This is a genomic window from Actinomadura rudentiformis, assembly GCF_008923185.1.
Taxonomy (GTDB): domain Bacteria; phylum Actinomycetota; class Actinomycetes; order Streptosporangiales; family Streptosporangiaceae; genus Spirillospora; species Spirillospora rudentiformis.
This window is the reverse complement of sequence record NZ_WBMT01000003.1, coordinates 238,998-261,915: the sequence shown is the minus strand read 5'-3', so window position 1 is coordinate 261,915 and position 22,918 is coordinate 238,998. Positions and strand designations below refer to the sequence as shown.

At 68.4% G+C, this 22,918-nt stretch carries 20 protein-coding genes and 1 tRNA gene; 14 read left to right on the top strand and 7 right to left on the bottom strand.

Annotation, left to right across the window (positions count from 1 at the left end; all coding sequences use genetic code 11):
- Positions 1-125 precede the first annotated feature (125 nt).
- The 8 genes from tmk to F8566_RS07755 all read left to right on the top strand — a co-directional run bounded on the left by tmk (position 126) and on the right by F8566_RS07755 (position 8,867).
- Entirely contained in the window at positions 126-2,198 is a 2,073-nt protein-coding gene (gene tmk / locus F8566_RS07790) for a dTMP kinase (RefSeq protein WP_151559252.1), read from the top strand.
- 19 nt (positions 2,199-2,217) lie between these two features.
- A complete protein-coding gene (locus F8566_RS07785; protein WP_151559251.1) occupies positions 2,218-3,357 on the top strand; it encodes a DNA polymerase III subunit delta' in 1,140 nt (379 codons plus the stop codon).
- 736 nt (positions 3,358-4,093) lie between these two features.
- On the top strand, positions 4,094-4,639 hold the full coding sequence (locus F8566_RS07780; protein WP_225992945.1) for an RNA polymerase sigma factor: 546 nt from the start codon (positions 4,094-4,096) through the stop codon (positions 4,637-4,639).
- The gene (locus tag F8566_RS07775) at positions 4,636-5,199 is read left to right on the top strand and encodes a permease-like cell division protein FtsX (protein WP_151559249.1); all 564 of its coding nucleotides are present in this window, start codon (positions 4,636-4,638) and stop codon (positions 5,197-5,199) included. The genes F8566_RS07780 and F8566_RS07775 overlap by 4 nt, the downstream gene beginning before the upstream one ends.
- A 52-nt stretch (positions 5,200-5,251) precedes the next feature.
- Complete coding sequence (locus F8566_RS07770; RefSeq protein WP_225992944.1) at positions 5,252-5,728, top strand: low molecular weight protein-tyrosine-phosphatase; 477 nt, start codon at positions 5,252-5,254, stop codon at positions 5,726-5,728.
- Between the two features lie 6 nt (positions 5,729-5,734).
- Positions 5,735-6,586: a fructosamine kinase family protein gene (locus F8566_RS07765; RefSeq protein ID WP_151559248.1), complete on the top strand. Its 852-nt coding sequence runs from the start codon at positions 5,735-5,737 to the stop codon at positions 6,584-6,586.
- Positions 6,587-6,692: 106 nt separating this feature from the next.
- On the top strand, positions 6,693-7,736 hold the full coding sequence (locus F8566_RS07760; RefSeq protein WP_151559247.1) for a TolB-like translocation protein: 1,044 nt from the start codon (positions 6,693-6,695) through the stop codon (positions 7,734-7,736).
- Positions 7,737-7,988: 252 nt separating this feature from the next.
- The gene (locus F8566_RS07755; RefSeq protein ID WP_151559511.1) at positions 7,989-8,867 is read left to right on the top strand and encodes a PSP1 domain-containing protein; all 879 of its coding nucleotides are present in this window, start codon (positions 7,989-7,991) and stop codon (positions 8,865-8,867) included.
- A gap of 202 nt (positions 8,868-9,069) precedes the next feature.
- On the opposite strand, the gene F8566_RS07750 is transcribed toward F8566_RS07755, so the two are convergent.
- Positions 9,070-9,921 (bottom strand): AfsR/SARP family transcriptional regulator, encoded by an 852-nt coding sequence (locus tag F8566_RS07750; RefSeq protein ID WP_192809567.1) that lies wholly within the window; start codon positions 9,919-9,921, stop codon positions 9,070-9,072.
- Between the two features lie 194 nt (positions 9,922-10,115).
- Positions 10,116-11,087 carry a hypothetical protein gene (locus F8566_RS07745; protein WP_151559245.1) on the bottom strand — a complete coding sequence of 324 codons (972 nt, stop codon included), beginning with the start codon at positions 11,085-11,087 and terminating at the stop codon, positions 10,116-10,118.
- A 283-nt stretch (positions 11,088-11,370) separates the two neighbouring features.
- Between F8566_RS07745 and F8566_RS07740 the strand changes: the two genes are divergently transcribed.
- Together F8566_RS07740 and F8566_RS07735 are read left to right on the top strand one after the other, a co-directional pair.
- Positions 11,371-12,234, top strand: coding sequence for a M23 family metallopeptidase (locus tag F8566_RS07740; RefSeq protein ID WP_151559244.1), 864 nt, complete (start codon positions 11,371-11,373; stop codon positions 12,232-12,234).
- A gap of 44 nt (positions 12,235-12,278) precedes the next feature.
- A complete protein-coding gene (locus F8566_RS07735; protein ID WP_192809566.1) occupies positions 12,279-13,199 on the top strand; it encodes a M23 family metallopeptidase in 921 nt (306 codons plus the stop codon).
- A 338-nt stretch (positions 13,200-13,537) separates the two neighbouring features.
- On the opposite strand, the gene F8566_RS07730 is transcribed toward F8566_RS07735, so the two are convergent.
- From F8566_RS07730 to F8566_RS07710, 4 genes are all read right to left on the bottom strand, one after another.
- Positions 13,538-14,650: a fatty acid desaturase family protein gene (locus F8566_RS07730; RefSeq protein WP_151559242.1), complete on the bottom strand. Its 1,113-nt coding sequence runs from the start codon at positions 14,648-14,650 to the stop codon at positions 13,538-13,540.
- Between the two features lie 17 nt (positions 14,651-14,667).
- Complete coding sequence (locus F8566_RS50930) at positions 14,668-16,104, bottom strand: flavin reductase family protein (RefSeq protein WP_225992988.1); 1,437 nt, start codon at positions 16,102-16,104, stop codon at positions 14,668-14,670.
- A gap of 669 nt (positions 16,105-16,773) precedes the next feature.
- The gene (locus tag F8566_RS49685; RefSeq protein WP_192809565.1) at positions 16,774-17,022 is read right to left on the bottom strand and encodes a hypothetical protein; all 249 of its coding nucleotides are present in this window, start codon (positions 17,020-17,022) and stop codon (positions 16,774-16,776) included.
- A 176-nt stretch (positions 17,023-17,198) separates the two neighbouring features.
- On the bottom strand, positions 17,199-17,960 hold the full coding sequence (locus tag F8566_RS07710; protein ID WP_151559241.1) for a DUF427 domain-containing protein: 762 nt from the start codon (positions 17,958-17,960) through the stop codon (positions 17,199-17,201).
- 810 nt (positions 17,961-18,770) lie between these two features.
- Between F8566_RS07710 and F8566_RS07705 the strand changes: the two genes are divergently transcribed.
- A complete protein-coding gene (locus tag F8566_RS07705; protein ID WP_151559240.1) occupies positions 18,771-19,451 on the top strand; it encodes a YceI family protein in 681 nt (226 codons plus the stop codon).
- Between the two features lie 391 nt (positions 19,452-19,842).
- On the opposite strand, the gene F8566_RS07700 is transcribed toward F8566_RS07705, so the two are convergent.
- Positions 19,843-20,847 carry a glycoside hydrolase family 6 protein gene (locus F8566_RS07700; RefSeq protein ID WP_225992943.1) on the bottom strand — a complete coding sequence of 335 codons (1,005 nt, stop codon included), beginning with the start codon at positions 20,845-20,847 and terminating at the stop codon, positions 19,843-19,845.
- A gap of 113 nt (positions 20,848-20,960) precedes the next feature.
- On the opposite strand from F8566_RS07700, the gene F8566_RS07695 reads away from it, so the two are divergent.
- From F8566_RS07695 to F8566_RS07685, 3 genes are all read left to right on the top strand, one after another.
- Positions 20,961-21,185 (top strand): hypothetical protein, encoded by a 225-nt coding sequence (locus tag F8566_RS07695; protein WP_151559239.1) that lies wholly within the window; start codon positions 20,961-20,963, stop codon positions 21,183-21,185.
- A 94-nt stretch (positions 21,186-21,279) separates the two neighbouring features.
- Entirely contained in the window at positions 21,280-22,776 is a 1,497-nt protein-coding gene (locus F8566_RS07690) for an alpha/beta hydrolase (RefSeq protein ID WP_151559238.1), read from the top strand.
- A 56-nt stretch (positions 22,777-22,832) separates the two neighbouring features.
- A tRNA-Thr gene (locus F8566_RS07685) sits at positions 22,833-22,908 on the top strand.
- Positions 22,909-22,918 lie beyond the last annotated feature (10 nt).

The following is a 22,918-nucleotide window of genomic DNA, read 5'->3' as shown; positions in this document are numbered from 1 at the left end:
AGATCCGGACACCGTCGATGCTCGATCTCGACATTCCGGTGACCAGATGACACCGAGTTGAAGTCGAGGTCCTCAGGACGCAAAGTCTTACTCCTGAGGACATCGGCGCCGATACCCTGACCGACATGACGAGAACGGGCGCCGTCCAGCCGCCAGTCGCCGCAGCGCAAGGGCTTTCCTCGATCAAGCCGTTCCGGCGGCTCCTGATCGCGGTGTCGCTGTCCAGCCTTGGCCATTGGCTCAGCGTGCTGGCGCTGACCGCGATGGCCGGTGCCCTCACCCGAGACAAGGACGTCCAGGGTCAGGCACAGATCATCGCGACCGTCCTGCTGGCCATGGTGGTGCCGGCGGTGATCTTCGCGCCGCTCGCGGGCGCGCTCGCGATCCGGCTCGACCGCCGCACGACGATGATCGCGGCCGATGTCGTGCGGTTCGCGCTGCTGGTGTCGGTCCCGCTGATCGACTCGGTGGCGTGGACGCTGGCGGCGGCGTTGCTGGTGGCCTGCGTCACGTTGCTGTGGATCCCGATGGTGAGCGGTTCCGGGCCGGAGCTCGTCCCCGAGGACCGGCACGACGACGCCCGCCGTGCCGGCCGGATGGCCGCGTACGGCACGGCTCCGGTCGCCGCCGGGCTCTTCTCGGTGCTGGCGTTGATCGCGGGCAGCGTGTGGGGTGCGGCCGACCGCGCCGACCTCGCCCTCTACCTGACGGCCGTGGTCTTCCTCGCGTCGGCGGCCGCCGTCTCGGCGCTTTCCGGGATGCCCGCCGGCGGCGGGGTCTCGGTGCCCTCGCCGCTGCGACTGGCCTTCCAGGGCCTGCGTTCCGCCCCCGCCGAGGGTGAGGCCGGGCCGGCGCCGCTGCGCGGCCTCGCGCTGGGCGTCGTCGGCGTGGCCCTGAGCTGCGGGGCGGTCATCTCCGTGGCCAAGGTGTACGCGCGTGAGCTCGGCGGCGGCGACGCCGGGTACGGAGCGATCGCCACCGCCCTGTCCCTCGGTCTCGCGTTCGGCATCTTCCTGGCCCCCCGCATTCTCGGCCCGTTCAGCCGCCGCCGCCTGCTCGGCCTGGCGGTCGTGGCCGTCGCGCTGGACCTGCTGCTGATCTCCCTCGTGCAGAACCTCGTCGTGGTGGTGTTCACCGCGGGCTTCCTGGGCGTCGCCGCCGGGGTCGCCTACGCCGCCGGGACGATCCTGGCCGGCGATGACCAGGAGCGTGCGTTCGGCTACCTGAGCTCCGTGGCGCTGATCTCCGTGCTGGCGGCCGTCGCGGTGGTGCCGCCGGTGGCGGGCGTGGTGGGCGACCACCGCATCAAGCTGCTCGGCGACGGCGTCTACGACCTCACCGGGGCGGGCGCCGCGTTGTTCATCGTCGCGGTCCTGGTCCTGCTGTCCGGGCTGATCGCCTACCGCCGGCTGGACGACCGGCGCGGCATCCCGCTGCTGCCCGACCTGGCCGCCGCCTTGCGCGGCGAGACCTACACCCTCCCGGCGCCCGAGACTCAGACCGTCGCCACCCCGGCCGTCCGCGACCGCGGCATCTTCATCGCGTTCGAGGGCGGCGAGGGCGCGGGCAAGACCACCCAGGCGCGGCTCGTCTCGATCTGGCTGCGCGACCACGGCTTCGAGGTCGTCTCGACGCGCGAGCCCGGCGCGACCAAGACCGGCATGCGGCTGCGCGCGCTGCTGCTCGACAAGGAGACCACGGGCCTGTCCGACCGGGCCGAGACGCTGCTGTACGCGGCGGACCGCGCCGACCACGTCGCCAACGTGATCCGGCCCGCCATGGAACGCGGCGCCATCGTGGTCAGCGACCGCTACATCGACTCGTCACTCGCCTACCAGGGTTTCGGCCGCCAGCAGCGGGTCGACGACATCGCGCGGCTGAACGCCTGGGCGACGGCGGGCCTGATACCCGACCTGACCGTGCTCCTGGAGCTCCCGCCCGAGGCCGGGCTGGGCCGGCTCACCAGCCCGGCCGACCGCATCGAGTCCGAGTCCCAGGCGTTCCACGAGCGGGTCCTGGGGGGCTTCCGCGCCCTCGCCGAGGCCGATCCCGAGCGCTACCTCGTCATCGACGCGTCCCGTTCGCAGGCCGAGATCAGCCGCCTGATCCAGGACCGCATCCGGGCCATCCTCCCCGACCCCATCCCGGCCGGCACCGAGGACATCACCAGCACCTTCCCCGCCATCACCGACGCCTGAAGGCAATAGCCTGGTCCGCATGAGCGTATGGGATGACCTGGTGGGCCAGGAGCCGGTCGTCGAGCAGCTGAGCTCCGCGGCCGGGTCGGGCAAGATGTCGCACGCCTGGCTGTTCACCGGGCCGCCCGGGTCGGGCCGTTCCACCGCCGCGCGCGCGTTCGCCGCCGCGCTGCAGTGCGCCGAGACGCCGCGCGGATGCGGCCACTGCGCCTCCTGCCACCAGGTGCTGCAGGGCACGCACGCCGACGTCGAGGTGATCCGGCCAAGCGGGCTCTCGTACGGCGTGAAGGAGACTCGCGAGCTGGTCCTGCGCGCCTCGTCCTCGCCGAGCGGCGGACGCTGGCAGATCGTGCTCTTCGAGGACGCCGACCGCGCCACCGAGGCCGCCGCCAACGCCCTGCTCAAGGCGATCGAGGAGCCGCCGCCGCGCACGGTGTGGCTGATGTGCACGCCCTCCCCGGAGGACATGCTCATGACGATCCGTTCCCGCTGCCGCCTGGTGACCTTGCGCACACCACCGGTCGCCGCCGTCGCGAACGTACTCGTCCAGCGGGACGGCATCGCCCCGGACCTGGCCGAGCAGGCCGCGCGCGCAGCGCAGGGTCACATCGGCCGGGCCCGCCGCCTGGCCACCGACCCCGAGGCGCGCAAGCGCCGCGGCGAGGTCCTGGCCGTGCCACGCCGCCTCACCTCCGTCGGCCCCGCCGTGTCCGCCGCCGAAGCACTGGTCAAGGCCGCCGAAGCCGAGGCCAAGACGACCAGCGAGGGGCTGAACGAGTCGGAGACGGCCGCGCTGCGCCAGGCCCTCGGCGAGAGCGCCAAGGGACGCATGCCGCGCGGCACCGCCGGAGCCCTCAAGGAGCTCGAAGACCGCCAGAAGTCCCGCGCCACCCGCGTCAAGCGCGACGCGCTGGACCTGGCCCTCCTGGACCTGGCCTCCTACTACCGAGACGTACTCACGCTGCAACTAGGCGCGAGCACCGACCTGGTCAACATCGACCTGGCCCCCGAGCTCCGCACAGCCGCCGCCGCAGGCCCTCCCGAAGCCACCCTCCGCCGCCTCGACGCCATCATGGAATGCCGCGAACGCCTAGAGGCCAACGTCAACCCCCTCCTAGCCGTAGAAGCCATGGCCCTGGCCCTCCGCATCCCCCGCTAACCCGGGACCTCAAAAACACACGCCCTCCACGCCGCCTGCGCACAACGTCAGTGTCACGCGCCCTCCACAACGCACGCCTTTGACACGCGCCTCCAGCGACGTGCCTCACGCCTCGCGCGACGCGTGCCGTCGGCCTCACACGCCCTCAGCGACCCGCCGCCGTCTCAATGACCCGGTCGCGTGCGCTCAGCGACGTGCGTCCGTGGCGCCGCGTGCCCCTCCGCGCCACGCGCGTCAGCAGCGCTTTGCGGCGTCCTTGGCTGCGCGCGTCAGCAGCGCCATGCGGCGCCCTTGGCTTCGCGCGTCAGCAGCGCTATGCCCTCAGCCACGCGCGCCAGAGCGCTTTGCGGCGCCCTTAGCCGCGCGCGTCAGCAGCGTTATGCGGCGTCCTTGGCCGCGCGCGTCAGCAGCGCTATGCGGCGCCCTTGGCCACGCGCGCCAGAGCGCTTTGCGGCGCCCTTGGCTGCGCGCGTCAGCAGCGCTATGCGGCGCCCTCAGCTACGCGCGTCAGCAGTGCTCTGCGACTGTGCGACGCGTTGTCTCCGCGCCAGGTGTCTTCTACGCGGCGCTGCGTCAGGTCAGCGTTGGCGCCTCTGCCCACGTGTCCTTCGGTGCCAAGCTGCCTTCAGCGCGACGTGGCTAGCGCGACGCAGGCTGTTGGCGACGTGTTCGTAGCGACGATGGTGGTTTCTTGGTGCGGGAGGCAACCTCTGGGTGCTTATGGCGTCTCTGGGATATGGAAGTTGAAGCGGTGCTGATGAAACCCGGGGGCGAACGGGCGCGTGCGGCGCGGGAGGACGAGGCGACCATTGCGGTCACCGAGCTCTACCGCGGGCACGCACTCGGCCTCATGCGGCTCGCCCTGATGATGGTCGGCGATCGCCCCACTGCCGAGGACGTCGTCCAGGAGGCCTTTCTGGGGCTCTACCGGCGTTGGCCGAACGTTCAGGACCGGGCGAAGGCGCTGACCTATGTGCGTTCGGCCGTGCTCAACGGCTGCCGTTCTGCGCTGCGACGGCGCCGACGGCCGTTCCGTGGCGAGCACCTGCCACCGGTCTGGTCGGCAGAGGCTCAGGTCATGGTCGGCGAGGAGCGGGCAGAGGTGATGGTCGCGCTGCACCGGCTTCCGGTGCGGCAGCGCGAGGCCCTGGTGCTGCGCTACTTCGCGGAACTGAGCGAGAGAGAGACCGCCGAGGCCATGGGCATCAGCAGCGGCACGGTCAAGTCCACTACGTCCCGCGCCCTGGCGGCGCTCGGCCGGATCCTGGAGGGGGAGAGATGAACACCAGCATCGAAGAACGGCTCGTCGACACGTTGAAGACCGTGGGTGACACGCTCGGCCCCGAAGACGTCCCGTCTCTCGAACTCGGCCGGGCCCATGGCGGCAGGTCGCTCTTCGCGCGGCCGATGCTCATCGTCGCGGCGGCTGCGGCCTCGGTCGCCGTGGCTGTTGGGGGAGTCGCCGTCGTCCGTGGCGAGGGCCCGCTCGTTGAGCGACCGCTCGCTCGGCCGTCGGGGACCCACCAGGTGCAGGTGTTCCTGTGCCGGAAGACTTCGAGCAATCCGACGTGCAGGCATCGGAACGCCACGCAGCAACAGAGGAGCGAAGTCCGCCGGGCCATCACCTCGATGGAGGGTGTGGAGAAGGTCGAATACGAGTCCTTGCAGGATGCGTGGGAACGCTTCAACGACAGATTCGCCGGGTCGGCCGCCAAGGTGGACGCCAAGGTGGGAGACATCCCGGACTCCTTTCGGGTGATGACTCGCACCGCGTCGGACGCCCGGAAGGTCCGCGAGAACGCGCTGGGCCGGGATGGCGTGGATCAGGTCGTGATTCTGTAGGCATCGGGGCGCACCCCTTAGCCTGGTCCCAGGACCGGGAGGAAGGGTCGGATTGCTGCGCATCACGTTCGTCTGCACGGGCAACATCTGCCGCTCGCCGATGGCCGAATCGATTTTTCGCCATCATGTCGAGGAGGAGGGCCTGGACGTCGAGGTGGACAGCTCGGGCACCGGCGGCTGGCATGTCGGTGATGACGCGGACCACCGGACGGTGCGGGCGCTGCAGCGGGCCGGGTACCGGTCGGCGCACGCCGCGCGGCAGTTCGAGGACTCCTGGTTCGACACGTACGACCTGATCATCGCGCTGGACGAGGGTCATCAGCGGGAGTTGCGGGCGATGGCCCCGGACGCGGCGGCGCGCGACAAGATCCGGCTGCTCCGGGAGTTCGACCCGGTGGCGGGGGACGATCTCGATGTGCCCGACCCGTACTACGGCGGGCGGAGCGATTTCGAGCACGTCCGCGACCTGATCGAGGCGGCGGTGCCGGGGCTCCTCGACGAGGCCCGGGCCATGCTGAAGGAACGCTGAGCCTCCGTGCTCGATCCGCAGCGTGTCGGTGAGCTCCTCGGCGTTCCGGTCGAGGAGGTCACCGATCGCGGCTCCAGCCACTCCTGGACGTTGCACCAGGCCCGGATGGCCGACGGCCGCGAGGTCTTCGTCAAGGCCGCGCACGATCAGGCCGGGGTGTTCGCGGCGGAGGCGGCGGGCCTGCGCTGGCTGGCCGAGGCGGGCCCCGGCGCGCCCGTGGCCGAGGTGCTGGCCGCGGACGACCACCATCTGATCCTGCCGTGGCTGGCCGCCGAGCCGTCCACGCCTGCCGCCGCCGAACGGTTCGGGCGCGAGCTTGCGGCGCTCCACACGGCGTCGCCGCCATCGTCGTACGGGGCGTCATGGGCCGGCTATATCGCCGATCTTCCGCTGGACAACACGCTCACCGACGCGGAGGCATGGCCGCGTTGGTATGCCGACAGGCGGCTCGCCCCTTTCCTCAGCCGTGCCGCCCGCCATCTCAGTGAGTCCGACGTGGCGCTGGTCGAACGCGTCATCACTGAGATCGAGTCCCTGGCCGGACCGCCGGAGCCACCCAGCCGCATCCATGGCGATCTGTGGTCCGGCAACGTCCTCTGGTCGGGCGGTCGCGGATGGCTCATCGCCCCTGCCGCGCACGGCGGCCACCGTGAGACCGACCTCGCGATGCTTGCTCTCTTTGGCACTCCGCACATCTCGTACGTCCTGGGCGCCTACGATGAGGTCGCCCCACTTGCCGGAGGCTGGCGCGAGCGGGTGCCTTTGCACCAGTTGCACCCGTTGCTCGTCCATGTCGCCCTGTTCGGTGGCTCGTACCGTTCGGCCATGATCGAGGCGGCACGTTCGGCTCTGGGCTGACCTGGGCGTGAACAGCCCGGAATGGCTGTTTGTCATGAGGTAGATGAGATAGAAACTACCTGGCGGAAACGGGGCGAAACGCGAGAGGCGGGTGCGGCGCAACCCCATGAACGGCGAGCGTGAGGGCAAGCACAAGGGGCCCGGCAGGGCGGGCGGTGGTGCGTGGCGTGCCGCGGTTCCGGTGGCAGCCGCCATAGGCGTGGCTCTCGTCGTCGGTGGTGGGGTGGATTTCGTTCATTCGAGGCAAGACTCGGACGAGCCCAAGCCGAAAGCCGCCAAGACGAAGGCCGTGGGCAAGGCCGACGTCAAAGGCCCGCGCTACGTCGTCGGCGTCCGCCGTACTGGCACGGCTCTGGTCGTCAGGGACGTCCGTACCGGAGACGACGTGGGACTGCCCGTCGCAGCTCCGCAGGGCCAAAGCTTCCAGCGGATCGCCTCCGGCGGTGACGGCTCGTACGTCGTGGCCGCCAAGACCGCCAAGAAGGTGACCTTCCAGCGGCTCAACCTGGACAAGAACGGTCATCCCAAGGAGCTCGCCGAGATACCCCGCGTGGCGGTCGCCGGCATCTCCACGCCGTGGTCCGACCTTGCGGTGGCCGCGGACGGCGACAAGATCGCGTACGTGACGTACCGCGGCACCCGGAGCCGCCTCGACGTCATCTCGATCGACACCGGGCAGCGCAAGACCTGGACGACCAAGGCCTCCGCCCGCCTCAGCAGCCTGTCCTGGGCGGGCGACACCCTCTCCTTCGTCTGGAATCCCCTTCGCAAGGTCAACGGCAAGCTGGTGGAGATCCGCCACCAGGTGCACACGCTCGACACCGGCGGCCCCGCAGGCGATCTCGCTCTCAGCAAGCCGGTGCTCAAGCTGCCCAAGGGCAGCGAGACCGCCGTGCTCAGCCAGGACGGCCAGACCGTCGTCGCGGGCGTCACCGATCAGTCGCAGATCGCGCTGCAGGCGTTCTCCGTGGAGACCGGACGGCCGACAAAGGTGCTCTGGCAGAAGCAGGTCAAGGGCACCGGCGACCTCACCGGCCTGGATTCCGACGCGACCGGCGGGCATCTTCTGATCACGGGTGGCGACGGCCGCCTGTACATCCAAGGCGCCCCCGCCGTCCCCGCCGGAGACTTGGCCGACGCAGCCTGGTAAACCCCGCCGTCCCCGCCGAAAACCTGGCCGACGCAGCCTGGTAGACCCCGCCGCCCCGGAGGATGGGCGCGCCGGGTGGCGTTGACCTCCTACCTGACGGAGAGCGCGGAGCTGTCCGGCCGGGACGTCCAGTGGCCTGCGGCTCTTGACGCCGCTGGGACCCGGGTCTGTTGATCTTGATTGAGCACAGCTTGGGCGTTGGACGACGTAGGGTTGGGACACGAAACCGGGCGAACGGAGCGAACTGTGGGCATGGTGATGGCCGTCAGCTTCACCCGTTACGGCCGCCTCTACTACCTCGATCCAGGGCCGCATTCGCCCAAGGTAGGCGACAAGGTCCTCGTTCCCACCGACTCGGGGCATGAGGTGGCCGAATGCGTGTGGGCGCCGCAGTGGGTCAGCGAGGACATCGACGGTCTCCCCATGTGCGGGGGTCCGGCCGCCGATGAGCATCTCACCCGGGACGAGACCAACCGGCGCCGCCGGGCCGAGGGGCGCAGCATCGCCAAGCGGCTGATCCGCAAGCACGAACTCCCGATGAAGGTCATCGGCGTGGACTATCTCGACGCCGACAACGTGTTCAAGGTCTACTTCTCCGCGCCGCACCGCGTCGACTTCCGCGCGCTGGTCCGCGATCTGGCGCGCAACATCAAGGCCCGGGTGGAGCTGCGCCAGGTGGGCCCGCGCGACGAGGCCCGCCTTCAGGGCGGCATCGGCCCGTGCGGCCGCGATCTGTGCTGCGCCACGTTCCTCAAGGACTTCGAGCCGGTCTCCGTCCGCATGGCCAAGGAACAGGACCTTCCGGTCAACCCGTTGCGCATTGCCGGGGCCTGCGGCCGGCTGATGTGCTGCCTCAAGTACGAGCACCCGCTCTATGTCCAGGCGCACGAACGGATGCCCAAGCTCGGAGAGCGCGTGGAGACCCCGGAGGGGCCCGGCCAGGTCGTCGGCCGCAACGTCCCGTCCGACCGCGTGACCGTCCGCCTCACCAGCGGGGGCCGCTGCTCATGCCCTTCCGCGTCCGTCTGCTCGCCCCGCCAGCAGCATGACGCCCTCTACAACGATGGCGGAGACACGACCGCCGCCAACGGCGAAGCCCCCGCCGCCAACGGCGAAGCCCCCTCCGCATAATCAAATCCGCATAGTCAGCCCAGAACGAACGACCGCCGAACGCCGTGAGGGCGCTCGGCGGTCTCGGTCGGAGGCGGTCGGTCGGCGATCTCGGTCGGCGGCGATCGCCGTCGCCAGCGTCAGTCGGCGTTGGGTCAGCGGCGCTCGGCATCGGTCGGCGGGTCGGCGTCAGTCAGCGGCGCTCGGCGTCGGCGTCGGTCGGTCAGAGACCTGAATGGTGGACGGCCGCGCGGCGGAGGCCGCCGGCGCGGTGACGTCCTCGATGGCGGCACGGTGCGGCCAGTCCTGCTCGTACGGCCGTCGGCGCAGAGACGTGAAGTGGCGTCGGCCGTTGCTGAACGGACGGCGCGTCCTTGAGGATCGCCTCGTGCAGGTCCCGCAGCGCGCGGCCCGGCTCCAGGCCGAGCTCGTCCTTGAGGATCCGGCGTCCCTCCTGGTAGACGGCGAGCGACTCGGCCTGGCGGCCGGAGCGGGCCAGCGCCGTCATGAGCTGGGCGCGGAGCCGCTCGCGGAACGGGTTCTCCGCGACCAGGGCCATCAACTCTCCGGCCACCTGATGGTGATGGCCGCGGGCGAGGTCGAGCTCGGCCAGCTCTTCCACGACCGTCAGCCGCAGTTCCTCCCAGCGCAGTCCGCACGTTATGATCCGCGAGCTGTCCAGCCCGGCGAGCACAGGGCCGCGCCACAGCGCCAGCGCCTTCCGGTAGAGGACGGCGGCCTCCTCCGCGCGTCCGTCGGCCGCGGCGGCACGCGCCGCCGCGACGTGTTCCTCGGCGATGCACGCGTCGATGCGTGCCCCGGCTTTGATCCGGTAACCCGGACTCACGGTCTCGATCACGTCGCCGAGGCCCGCCTCGCGGAACGTGCGCCGCAGGGCGGAGACCGCGATGGCGATCTGCGTCCGCATCGAGGCCGGCGGTTCGCCGTCCCAGACCGTCTCGACAAGGCGGTCCACCGAGATCACCCGCCCGGGTTCGAGGAGGAGCACTGCCAGAACGAGCCGTGGTCTCGGCCCGGGGAGCCTGATCTGCCGGCCCCCGTCGACGGCTTGCAACGGTCCCAAGATATGGAACTCCACCGGATCCGATTTCCCTTCTCTGCTGGGCCGAACCCCCTGTGCGGCCGCTGCGTCACTGCCCCCTGCAGGACTGCAGTAGACAAACATGGGCCGGTTGCGATCCGCCTGCCAAACCGGTCAGCGGGCTGTTCATTGTTGTTCTGAATGGCGTTCACGCAGGTGGCGGCGATTCAGCTGAACGGGCACTCGCGTTCCACACCGGGATTGGGGTGCTTTGTGGTCACCAGCTGGGAGGCGGGCATGAATCCCCACGCGTCGAGTTCGGGCTTGTCGGCCGACCGGTCGCCCTGGGTGTAATACCAGATGTCGTTTCCGCCGGAATGTTTCTCGCCGCGCGCCCAGCAGACGAACCAGCTGTTCTTGGTGTACATGAAGCTGATCTTGGGGCCTTCGCGCGGATGCTCGTAGAGGGCGGAGTTGGGATGGTTCGCGCACTGGAAGACCTTCTTCCAGAGCCTCTTCTGTCGAGTGTCGGACTGGACGGTGTTGACCAGTGGCCGGCAGATCTCGTTCGTGCCGCCGGTCGGGTTGCCCACAGGCTTGGCGTCCGGCCCCGCCGTCGCACCGCCGTGCGCGCCCGGCGCGTCGTCGCGGCCGGTGAGGACCACGATGACGGCCACGGCCGCGAGCACGACGAGCGCGGCGACGCCCGCCAGCGCAAAGGGATGAACCGCCGGACGCCGTCGTTCCGGGGGGATCTGACCGAGCGAGGGCACGGTCACGACGGTCGGATCCGGCGCCTGCGCCTGCTCGTGCGGGGGAGGTGACTGGGGGACCGCCGCGCCCGATGGCTCCGGCTCGGTTGGGGGACTCGGCGATCCGATGGCGTTCGCCTGCTGTTCGGAGAGGGCATCCCACTGTGCCTTCCAGCGGGCGAGTTCGCCTTCCGGATCAGGATGCCCGCGGTACGTGAGGCATGCCTCGACGAAGCGCACGCAAGCGGTCTCCGGCGGCCTTACCAGGGGATTTCGGCCGATGAGATTGGAAATGGCCGCCGGGGAGAGGCCCGTGACCCGGCTGGTCAGAGTGCGGTATTTCGGTGAGTCGCACCACTCGTACAACGCGCGCAGTCGGGCCGTGAATTCGGTCCAGGACTCGGCGCCTTCAGGGCCGGGCGGTGGTGGTGGGGCTGGGCTGGACACGTGACGCTCCAATGGAACGTGGGCTGGTTTGCGATCTATGGGACGAAACGGTGACATCTCTGGTTCGCTCCCGCCACCCGCCGATCATGCCATCCGCCGGCCCCGAGCCCGTGCGGTCAATGTCAGACCAGGTCAGTCCGGGCGCTAATCGATCGTTTAGCGGAGCGAAAAGAGATCGATAACGCCCGTCCCTACGGTGATCAACGCCGGACGGGCAGGGCTTTCTCCTTGCCGCCCGTCCGCCGCAGTCCTCCTTCACAGCCCCTCGACGAGGAGTGATCACATGTCCGGAAAGTGGCGTACACGACGGGCCCGGATGTCCATCCCCGTGGTCGCGGCGGCGGCCCTGGCCGGCGGCCAGCTGACCGCCGGCGCAGCGGCCCAGACCGTCGACCAGGACACGGCGCGGACCGCCGCGCGTCCCAAGTTCCAGCTGCCGCTGCCCTGCGGCCAGAAGTGGTGGACGTCCACGCACAAAGGCCACGCCAGCAAGTACATGGTCGACATGATTAACAAGAACGGGAAGACCCAGGGGACGCCGGTGCTGGCCTCGGCCGCCGGCAAGGTCACCGAGTCGAAGTTCTACCGCGACGCCGGCAACGTCATCACGGTCAACCACGGCGGTGGGTGGAGCACCCGCCACATGCACCTGGACATCCGTTCGGTGAAGGTGGGCGCCAAGGTCAACCTGGGCACCAAGCTCGGCACCGTCGGCAACACCGGCAGCTGGACCTCAGGAGCGCACCTGCACTACCAGCAGCAGCTGAACGGCAAAGTCGTGCAGGCGAAGTTCAACGGCCGCACGCTGCCGGTGAAGTGGAAGTACGGGCAGCACTACGAGACCAGCAAGAACAAGTGCGGCCCCGAGCCGCCGAAGAAGTACTACGTGGTGACCAAGGCCAAGACCAGCGGTTACACGTCGACCAACGGCAAGATCAAGGTCGGGTTCCTCAACAAGGGCAAGAACTACGTCTTCTGCACGGCCAAGGGCGCCAGCAAGAAGTACAGGAACACCACGTCGAGCTGGTGGCTGAAGACCGACCTCGACAGCGGCCACGTCAACAAGTGGGTGCCCGCCGCGTACCTCGGCAAGGGCGGCGGCCAGCCGAAGGACACCAAGGGCAAGACCATCCCCCGCTGCAAGTGATCACTTCCTCCCGGAACAGAACCCGACAGCAAAGGACAAGGTCCATGCGTACCCCTCAGCTGAACCGGCTGCTCGTCGCCGGTGCCGCCACGGCCGCCCTTGGCGGCGGCCTGGTCGCGGCCACCCCCGCCACCGCCGCCACTGCGACGCCCGCCGCGCCTGCGGCTCCCACCACCGCCGCGGCCACCGCGAGCGGCCCGGCCAAGGCACAGGCAGCGCCGAAGTTCCAGCTTCCCTTCGCCTGCGGGCAGAAGTGGCAGCTCAACACGTGGGGGCACTCGCCCGCCCTGGACATGGTCAAGGAGCCCACCCAGCACGGCACCGAGGGGGCGGCGCTGCTGGCCCCGGCGTCCGGCACCGTGGTCGCCTCGTTCCGGCACGACAACGGCGGCCACGTGGTCCAGATCCGGCACACAGGCCGTCACTACACGACCTACCTGCACATGAAGTACCGGTCGGTCAGCAAGGGCACCTGGATCGCCAAGGGCACCAAGATCGGCGCCGTGGGCAAGACCGGCAAATTGGGGAACAATCACCCGCACTTGCACTACGAGCAGGGCTACGACAAGAACAACAACGGCAGCGTCACTTGGGGATCCCCAGCAGCCGAACGCGTCGCCGCATCCTTCAACGGCAAGAAGTACACGGGCAAGTTGAAGCAGTGGGACAACGTCAAGAGTGCCAACAAGTGCGCGCCCAAGAAGTACTACGTGACGACGAAAGCCGCGGCCACCGCCTACGCTTCGCCGACGAGCAAGAAGGCGGTCGGCAGGCTTGGCAAGGGCAGGAGCTATGTCTTCTGTGCGGCTAAGGGCCGGTCGTTCTCCTACAAGGGAACGAGCAAGTACTGGCTCTACACCGAGCTCGACTCGGGAAGCAAGTCCGGCTGGGTCTCGGCGGCCTACCTGGGCAAGGGCGGTGCGCGTCCCAAGGACCTCGCTGGCCGGCACATCCCCTACTGCTAAATGATCTGCACGACCTGAATCGCCCGCGGTCGTACGGGACAAGCTCCACGTCCAAGTGGTGGCTGAAGACCGACCTCGACAGCGGCCAGACCGGAAAGTGGATTCCCGCTGCCTACCTCGGCAAGGGCGGCGGTCAGCCGAAGGACATCAACGGCAAGACCATCCCCCGCTGCAAGTAGCAGGAGCTCGGTCACGCACGCGGCCTCAACGCTCCCATCCAGGTCGCCTGCGTGCTTCGGAGAGAGCGCGTCGCCCACGGTCAGTGGCCCGTGGGCGACGCGCTCTCGTGTCGGTACGGGCACTGCGCGTGGGCGACCGAAACCGTGCCGCGCGTCCCTCTACGCCTGATCCTCGTTCGGCCGGCTCCCGCCGGGGAAGGCGTAGCGGACGATCTTGCCCCAGGTGCTGGTGACCTGCTTCCGGAGAGGACCCGTGTGATACGGAAGGTCGTACTTCTCGCACAGGGCCCGCACGCGGGGCGCGATCTCGGCATAACGGTTGCTGGGCAGGTCGGGGAAGAGGTGGTGCTCGATCTGATGGCTGAGATTGCCGGTCATGAGATGGAAGAGCCGCCCGCCGGAGATGTTGGCCGAGCCGAGAAGTTGCCGCACATACCACTCGCCCTTGGTCTCGCCCTCCAGCGTCTCTTCTTCGAACACCTCGACGTCGCCGGGGAAGTGACCGCAGAAGATGATCGTGTGCGCCCACACGTTGCGGGCGACGTTAGCGGTGAAGTTGGCGGCCAGCGTGGACAGGAACTGCGGGCCGGTGAGCAGCGGGAACGCGACGTAGTCCTTGGTCCACTGGCGGCGGATCTTACGGCCGATGGCGCGCAGCTTCTCCTTGGTCTCCTCCGGGTCGTTCGTGCCTTCCCGCACCTTGTCGATTTCCAGGTCGTGCAGCGCCACCCCGTACTCGAAGAACATCGCCAGCAGAGCGTTGTAGATCGGCTGCGGGATGTTGGCCCAGTGCCACTTCTGCTCGGGCGTGACGCGCAGGATGCCGTAGCCGACGTCGTTGTCCTTGCCGAGCACGTTGGTGAACGTGTGGTGGACGAAGTTGTGGGAGTGCTTCCACTGTTCGGCGGGCGAGACGTTGTCCCACTCCCACGTCGTCGAGTGGATCTTCGGGTCGCGCATCCAGTCCCACTGGCCGTGCATGACGTTGTGCCCGATCTCCATGTTCTCCAGGATCTTGGCGACCGTGAGGGTCGCGGTCCCGGCGAGCCAGGCGGGTGGCAGCGAAGAGGCGAACAGCAGCGCCCGGCCGCCGATCTCCAGGCCGCGCTGCAGCCGGATGATCCGATGGATGTACGCCGAGTCGCGTTCGCCCAGATCAGCGCTGATCTCGTCGCGGACGGCATCCAGCTCGCGCGCGATCGCCTCGTAATCCTCAGGCGACAGATGCACGGTGGTTCGAGAACCGAACGGATTGATCGTCGCAACGGTCATGACGCCTCCTTCGGTGGTCAGAGTTCGATTTCCACGGGGCCGGCGGCCGCCGAGACACAGGTCTGGATGAGATGGCCCTCTTCGCCGTGCACCTCGCCGGTGCGCAGGTCACGGACCTTGCCGGAGCAGAGACGCCCGACGCAGCTGTAGCAGATGCCCATCCGGCATCCGCTCGGCAGCAGCGCGCCCGCGCCCTCACCCGCCTCCAGCAGCGGGGTGGCGCCGTCGGCGTCCACCGCGACACCGCTCTTGGAGAAGGTCACCCGGCCGCCCTCGCCATCGGTGACCGCGAGCACGGGCTGGAAACGTTCCATCCGGAGACGCCCATCGGCCCCGGCCGCCCGCCAGTGCTCGTCGAGCTCGTCCAACAGTTCACTTGGCCCGCAAGCCCATGTGTCACGTTCCGCCCAGTCAGGACAGATCTGTGCAAGCTCAGCTGGCTTGAAGCGCCCGTCCTCTGCGGTGTGCCGCTCGTACAACCGCAACCACGGAGCGCGCCGCGCCAACGCCCGCAACTCGCTCCCGAAGATGACGTCTCCAGCCGTACGAGCCGAATGCACCACCACAACGTCCACGTAGCGCCCTGCGCTGGAGTCAGTCACGTGGCTCGAGTCCGCCGAGTGGTCGCTTGCCTGGCGGAAGCGTGGCGAGGGACTCAGACCAGTGCGGTCGTCCGTCGTCGCGCCGAACTCTTCGCCGGGGCCCGTCGCGTGGCCCGGGTGCATCGAATCTGTGTGGCCGCATACCTGTCGCGAGCTTGGCGCGGAATCCGGTGCTGCCGAGTCGGTGCGGTCGTCCGCCTGCTCAGGTGCCGTTGCACGGTGAGGGCAGGTCGCTTTGTGTCCGTTGAGCGCTTCGCTGGTGATATCCCCATGGCTCAAGCGCGTCGGACCTGTGTGGTCGTTTGCGTCGGCAGTATCGGGTGCATGCCGCGGGCTTGGCACGGTGCTCAGGGCTGTCACGTCCGGGTGGTCGTTTGTCTGCTCTGGCGCCGTCGCATGGCGGGAACCGGTCGCGTTGAGCGCATCGCTGGAGTCAGCCGCGTGGCTTGGCTCGCCTGCTTGAGCTGTGCTGAACGGGTTGCCCGGCGCGTCAGTTGCCTGTGCGGACGCGAGGGCGGGGTCTTTGTCCAGGGCTCGCAGCATGGCCATGACAGGGGTGATGCCGCTGCCGGCCGTGATGAAGAGCATGCGCTCGGGGAGTTGGTCGGGTAGGACGAAGTCGCCCTCGGCCGTAGCCAGGCGGACGATTGTGCGGGGACGGACGCGGTGCACGAGGTGCCGCGAGACGATGCCGTCGGGCGTCGCCTTGACGGTGATGCTGAGAAGCCCGTCCTCGCGGGGCGGCGAGGACAGCGAGAACGTGCGCCAGTGGCGAACGCCGTCGATGTCGACGCCGATCTTCAACCACTGACCGGGCCGGTGCCCGGGCCAGTCGCGTCCCGGCCGGATCACGATGGTCGCGGCGCCGGGCGCCTCGTGCCGGATCGTCTCGATCCGTCCCCGCAGCTCGGCGGTCGACCAGAGCGGGTTGACGAGTGCCAGGTAGTCCTCGGGCAACAAAGGGGTAGTGAGCCAGCGGGCGGCGTCGCCCAGCCGACGTAGCGGGGTCGTGGTCAAGAGGGGCCTCCCCCGGGACGCTCGCTAACTTACGCTTGCGTAACCTACGCTTACGTAGGCGTAGCCTCAGTGGCAAGTTCTCCCGGGCAAAAGGGACGGGCATCACACCATCCCAAGATGTGACATCAGTTGGTGTAATGCCTGCTGATAAATTCGCCCGCCGACTTGTGAGCCGGCTGAGCCCCGTACCCGCGTCCAGACCCTCGTTTGGACGCCCCTGCCAGCAGGGTGACGCCGCTGGCGACCGTGAACCGGTGCAACTCGACGTTGTGAACCTCACTGGGGAGTAGTGTCGCGCTCCGGCCAATTGCGCTATGCCCGGCGGTGGCTACTGCCGACGATGTACGCGAGGTGCCGCCCTGACAACCCGGTGCGGCCGCACGAGGTGGTGCTTGTCGCGCCTAGAGCCAAGCTGGAACCGGCCCGCCTTCCCCTTGCGAGGGAAGGCGGGCCGGGCATCAGATCACTTGCGCCCCAGAGGCCGCTGATCTCGGCGTTTGCTCGCTACTTGGCGCTAGAGCCACCACCGACGAGGCCCCCGAGAGCGCCCCCGAGGCCGCCGCTTCCGCTTGAGCTGCCCCCAAGAACACCGCCGAGGCTGCTGCTTCCGCTGGAGCCGACCCCGCCGAGAAGGCCGCCGAGGAGATCGCCTATGAGGTCATTGTTTGATGCCGCGGCGCTGGCGGGTGTGGAGATGGCGAGCAGGGCTGCGGCTAGTGTGCCGGTGACCAGGAGCCGGAGGGGGGTGCGCATGGTCGCGTCCTTCCATGGTGGCCGCGGCCCCACGCCGCGGTCGTCGGCCCGCTACGTACCCGACCTGTCACCGTCAATCACTTATTGTAACGAATGATTTACTCTCCGTGTCATGGTGGCATCCATTCGGCATCTCTGTTCCCTGTCCAAGGCCGAACAGGCGTGGCGGACGGCGATCAGGAAAACGGTGTCTTTGGACGCTCTTGCCTGACCCCGTCGACGAAGACGTCGACCTTCTCGTCGTAGAAGCAGACCAGCCCGGCGACCCGTTCGCTCTCGGGGAGCGGCGTGGGGTATGACCACGCGAGATCCTTGTGAACGTTGTCACCAGCGCGGATGGACCAGTATTCGGCGGTGCCCTTGTAGGGGCAGCCCGTCGTGGTCTCGCTGCGTTCGAGCAGGTCCATCCGTACGTGGGTCTTCGGCAGGTAGTAGCGCACCGGCAGCCCGGTCTCGAACAGCAGCCGCGCGTTGCTCGACTCCGCCACCGTCACACCGTCCACTTCGACGCGGATGTGCCGCGAGCTGGGCAGGATGTCGATCCGGCTGTACGGACTGCGCGGATGGACGAACACCTCCTCGTCCTCTTCGAACCAGGCGTCCATCGCGTCCCACTCAAGGCGTACGAGGTCCCGGAGCTCTTCAACCGGGGAGTCCGTGTACCGCAGTGCCGCACCCTGCGCCTCCTGCCCGTCCACCTTCACCGTGTAGGTGGTGGCGTCGCCCCGGCTGGGCGAACGCTTGCCGACCCCGTCTTCCACAAGTTCCGCCCGTACGTCGGACAGCGGAAGGTAGTAGGTCGGGTAGTAGGGGATTTCCCAAACAAGGGCGGCGTGGAGCGTGTCCACGACCACCTGTCCGCCGAGGTAAGCACGAACCCTCTTGGCGCTCTGCTCGATCCGCACGCGAGTCTTGGCCGACTCCTGTTGTGTGCCCATGTCCGAGCAACAGCCCCTAGGCCACACCTATTTCGGCGAACGGCCCCGTCACGTGCCGCAATCGAGATGAGAACAGAACGACGCGGCATGAAATCGCCGTTCAAGCACAGAACCCTGCTGGTCAACGGCACCCAGCGCGCTACCAGCCGGTGGCGTTGCCAACGCCAGGCAGCACGTCACCTGAACAAATGCCTTCCTCGCGCAGTGCGTGTTCCGTACGGTGCGTGGCCCGTGCGGTGCGTCACCCGCGCGGTGCGTCACCCGCGCGGCTCCTGCATGGTGCGTCACGCGTGTGGTGAGTCACCCGTGCGGTGCGTCGTTCACACGGCCCCTGCATGGTGCGTCATGCGTGCGGTGCTTCTTCTGCGCGGCGCCGCGCCTGCGTCATGCGTGCGGTGCCTCGTCGCATGGTGCGTATTCCGCGATGCTCCATCTGCGCGGTGCTTCATGCGCGCAGCCTTGCCTGCGCGGTGCGCGCCATCCGTGCGGAGTCTCACCGTGCGGTACTTGATCCGTGCAGCGCCTCACCGTGCGGTGCTTCATCCGCGCCGGTGCCTTTACACGTGCGGTGCATCCCCTGAGCCGCGCATCGCCCGTGCGCGCGCGTCACCTGTGCGGCGCGTCACGTGTGCACATCATCTGCGTGCGGCCGCAGAACGATTGGGGCTTGGGGTGTCGGCCTCCAGGCACATTTGCTCCAGCGGCTGAGCGTCGTTCGCACCCAACAGCAGGTCGGGCTGCTGGTCTCTCATGCGATTCTCATGAACGCTTTATGCGGCCTTACCAAGTGGTCACGTATTCCTTGTTCTCATGAAACGGCATTGGAAGCGCTGGACCCTGATCGGGGCCATCGTGGCGGTGGTCCTCGTGGTGGGCGGCCCGTACGTCTACATCAATTTCATCCAGAGCGACGCTCCCGAGCGGCTGTCGGTCTCGTCGGGCGCGACCGCGAGCGGTCCCGCGACCTCTGTCGACGGCACGTGGAAGTCGGCCTCCGGCTCGCAGGCCGGATACCGCGTCAAGGAGGTCCTCTTCGGCCAGAAGGTCGAAGCGGTGGGCCGCACGAGCGATGTCACCGGTGAGCTCGCGCTGAGCGGCACCAAGGTGGCGACCGGCTCGTTCACGGTGGACCTGAGTGCGGTCAAGAGCGACGAGGACCGGCGTGACCAGCAGTTCAAGGGCCGGATCATGGAGGTCTCGAAGTACCCGAACGCCACGTTCAAGCTGACCCAGCCCATCGACCTCGGCACGGTCCCGGCGGTAGGCGCGAAGGCCACCGCCAAGGCGACCGGAACGCTCAAGCTCAAGGACGCCGAAAAGGCGGTCACCTTCGACGTCACCGCCTCCCGCACCGGCGACGGAACGGTCGAGGTGAGCGGCTCGATCCCCGTGAAGTTCGCGGACTACGGCATCGCGAACCCGAGCATCGGCCCCATCCAGACCGAAGACAACGGCCAGGTCGAGTTCCTTCTCAAGCTCACCCGGTCCTAACAGCTCCAGCGCAACCGCTCATGACCACTCAAGTACGGCCGCTCGTGGCGGCTCACGTTCACCCGCTCGTGACGACCGTTCGGGACTGCGGCTGGGAGTCGGAAAGCCTGCGGAGTCGGTGTCACTCACCACCCTCCGGCCGGGATCTGACGGCTTGGACTGGAGTGGATGAGGGTTTGCGCCTGGCTTTGCCAGGGGCCTTGGGCTGGTGGCGGCGTTGGTGGGAGCCGCGTCGCGCCTGGCTTGGGGGATTGGACCAGGGGCGGTGTCTTTCGACAGCGCCGTCCCTGATGCACGGCCCGGTCGGGGGAGCCCCCGATCCCGGCCGGGCCGTGCGAAAGGCCGGCGGGTTCCGGACGCCAAGGAGCGGGTGCGTCCGGAACCCGACCGGTCAGGAGCCCTTGATCAGGCGGGTGGCCAGCACGGGGCTGAACGTGCCGGCGGGGATGCCGGCGCCGACGCCGCAGGGGCCGTCGGAGTCACCCGGGACCTTGATCCACAGCAGGTACTCGGCGCCGCTGGTGCCGCCCAGGCGCGAGGTGGCGCCGAGCTTGCGGCCCGCGGGGTTGCACCACTGGCCGGGGACGCCGCCCTTGCCGTTGCGGCTGGTGTCAACGACGAACCGCTTGGTGTAGCGGTACTTGCTCTTGAGCGCTGCGTTCACCTTCTTGCCGTAGCCGGCGGACTGGGCGGTGGTGAAGAAGTTGGAGACGTTGATCGAGAAGCCGCGGACGTTCTTCACGCCGGCCGCGTTGAGGCGCGTCGCCATGGTGGCGGGCGCGATCCAGTTGGAGTTGCCGCCGTCCAGGTAGGCGCGGGTCTTCTTCGCCTTGGTCTGGAACTGCTTGGTCGCGTACGAGAGAAGGGCGGTCCGGGTCTTGCGCGACCCGGCGGGGAGGCAGTCCAGCTGCGCGACCGCGTCCGGCTCGATGATCACGACGGCGGGGCGGTTGCCGATCGCCGACGCGAACTTGGAGATCCAGGTGCGGTACTTGGCCGCGCTGCCCGCGCCACCGCCGGAATGGCCGCTGCAGTCGCGGTCGGTGATGTTGTAGGCGACGAGGATCGGGGTCTTCTTCGCCCTCTGGGCGGCCGCGACGTACGCGGAGACCGACTTGCTGATGTCTCCGCTCCAGTTGCCGAACCACTTGGCGCCCGGCTTGGTGGCGATCGACTTCTTGATCGCCGCGGCGCGCGCGTCACGGGGGTTCTTCCGCACCCAGACGGCGGGGTTGGAGTTGGGGTCTACATAAAAGGGACTGGCAGCCTCCGCGGCGGCGTCCGACCCTGCTCCGGTCTGCTGGTTCGCGGACTTGAGGTCCGCGGAACCCTGTGAGCAGCCGGTCAGGGCCAGCGCCAGCGCGCCGACGGCCAGGGAGGTTTTCCTGATCAGCACTTGACGTCTCTCCTCTGAAACCGGGGGAGACCATCACGCACGCGTGATGATCAACTGTGCCGAGAGGTCAGTGTGGTACGAGCCACCAACTTCTGTGCCCGAAATCACCAAAATTGTCGATCTTCAGGGCTGAGGAAGAGCAGTGGAAGCCGATCGCCGCTATGCCTGCCGCCCAAGGTTGCCGCTCGCGTCAGGGACGTGGTCGCGACCTCATCTTCTCGGGTGAGCTCCCTCACCTGGAGGACGCCTTCAGGCGCGGCATCTGCGGCGAGCAACACCTTGAGCAGGGCATCACCTGGCTGCTGGACGGTATCGAGCGGCAGTACGGTGTTGCGTGAAGCGTGGATGTACTAGCGGGAAACCCGTAGCGTAGGCGGGGCTGTACGAGCCGCGACGACGAGACGGGGACTCCAGGTGCGGGCAACGAGGTTCATGAGTACGGCCGTCGTGCTGACGCTCGTCATGGCGGGATGTAACGCACAAGATCCCGAAAAACCGCCCGCCCAGTCCCCCTCCGCGAGCGCACCCGCCGGGCTCGGGACGTACTACAACCAGAAGATCGACTGGTCGGACTGCGGCGGCGGCTTCCAGTGCGCCACCGCCGACGTTCCGGTCGACTACACCAAGCCGGCCGACCGGCAACTGAAGCTTTCTCTGATCCGCCTGCCCGCCCAGGACCCGTCGCGTCGCATCGGATCGTTGTTCACCAATCCGGGCGGTCCCGGAGGCTCCGGCGTCGAGTTCATCCGTTCCACAGGCCGCGCGTTCGGCGCCGATCTGCGGTCCCGTTTCGACATCATCGGCTTCGACCCCCGCGGTGTCGGCAAGAGCGATCCGGTGCGCTGCATGGACGGCCCGCAGCTCGACCGCTTCTTCGCCACCGACGCCTCGCCCGATGACCAGTCCGAGATCGACAAGGTCTCCGCCGAGAGCAGGACGTACGCCGACAACTGCAAGGCCAAGGCCCCGGATCGCCTGCCCTACGTGGGCACCCTCAACGCGGCCCGCGACATGGACGTCCTCCGAGCCGCCCTGGGCGACCAGAAGATGACCTACTACGGCGCCTCCTACGGCACCTACCTGGGCTCCTTCTACGCCGAACAGTTCCCGCAGAACGTCAGGGCCCTCGTCCTCGACGGCGCCGTCGATCCCAAGGAATCCTCCACCCAGACCCTGGTCGAGCAGTCCAAGGGCTTCGAGACCGCCCTCCGCGCGTTCGTCGCCGACTGCGTCAAGCTTCCCGACTGCCCCCTTGGCACCGACCCCACCGCCGCGCTCGCCAAAATCGCCGCCCTCCAAAAGAAGGCTGACCAGAAACCCCTCACCAACAACCGCGACTCCCGCCCCGTCACTGAGACCCTCGTCACCATGGGCATCGCCCTGGCGCTCTACCTCAAGCAGCTCTGGCCCACGCTCCGCCAAGCGCTGACGCAGGCCATCCAGAACGGCGACGGCACGTTCCTCCTGGCCCTGGCAGACCAGATGGTGGAACGTGAGCAGAACGGTACCTACAGCAACCAGACCGACGCCAACATGGCGGTCAACTGTGTCGACAAGCCCAGCCCACCGGACGTCGCGACCTACAAGAAGTCGGTAGACGAGGCCGCCAAGGCCTCACCGCATTTCGGCCCATTCGTCGTCTGGGGCGGCCTCCCCTGCGTCTACTGGCCTGCCAAGACCAAGCAGCAGCCCAAGCCCATCACCGCCAAGGGCTCGGCCCCCATCCTGGTCATCGGCACCCTTCGCGACCCCGCCACCCCGTACAAGTGGGCCCAGTCCCTGGCCGCCCAGCTCGACTCGGGGGTCCTCCTCTCTCTGGACGGCGACGGCCACACCGCCTACCTCCAGGGAAACTCCTGCATCATCCAGGCCACCGACCAGTACCTGGTAACCGCCAAACCGCCGAAGGACGGCACCCTCTGCCGCTGATGCGCACACACCGCCCAAGACCCGGTAGACTGCTGCCCGCCGTCCTAACACGGCAAGCCGCCTTAGCTCAGTCGGCAGAGCGATTCACTCGTAATGAATAGGTCATCGGTTCGATTCCGATAGGCGGCTCCAGGTCAACGCC

Coding starts and splice junctions, on each gene's coding strand:
- tmk (WP_151559252.1), top strand. CDS start 126: ATGACGAGAACGGGCGCCGTCCAGCCGCCAGTCGCCGCAGCGCAAGGG.
- F8566_RS07785 (WP_151559251.1), top strand. CDS start 2,218: ATGAGCGTATGGGATGACCTGGTGGGCCAGGAGCCGGTCGTCGAGCAG.
- F8566_RS07780 (WP_225992945.1), top strand. CDS start 4,094: ATGGAAGTTGAAGCGGTGCTGATGAAACCCGGGGGCGAACGGGCGCGT.
- F8566_RS07775 (WP_151559249.1), top strand. CDS start 4,636: ATGAACACCAGCATCGAAGAACGGCTCGTCGACACGTTGAAGACCGTG.
- F8566_RS07760 (WP_151559247.1), top strand. CDS start 6,693: ATGAACGGCGAGCGTGAGGGCAAGCACAAGGGGCCCGGCAGGGCGGGC.
- F8566_RS07755 (WP_151559511.1), top strand. CDS start 7,989: ATGGTGATGGCCGTCAGCTTCACCCGTTACGGCCGCCTCTACTACCTC.
- F8566_RS07740 (WP_151559244.1), top strand. CDS start 11,371: ATGTCCGGAAAGTGGCGTACACGACGGGCCCGGATGTCCATCCCCGTG.
- F8566_RS07735 (WP_192809566.1), top strand. CDS start 12,279: ATGCGTACCCCTCAGCTGAACCGGCTGCTCGTCGCCGGTGCCGCCACG.
- F8566_RS07730 (WP_151559242.1), bottom strand. CDS start 14,650: ATGACCGTTGCGACGATCAATCCGTTCGGTTCTCGAACCACCGTGCAT.
- F8566_RS49685 (WP_192809565.1), bottom strand. CDS start 17,022: ATGCGCACCCCCCTCCGGCTCCTGGTCACCGGCACACTAGCCGCAGCC.
- F8566_RS07710 (WP_151559241.1), bottom strand. CDS start 17,960: ATGGGCACACAACAGGAGTCGGCCAAGACTCGCGTGCGGATCGAGCAG.
- F8566_RS07705 (WP_151559240.1), top strand. CDS start 18,771: ATGAAACGGCATTGGAAGCGCTGGACCCTGATCGGGGCCATCGTGGCG.
- F8566_RS07690 (WP_151559238.1), top strand. CDS start 21,280: ATGAGTACGGCCGTCGTGCTGACGCTCGTCATGGCGGGATGTAACGCA.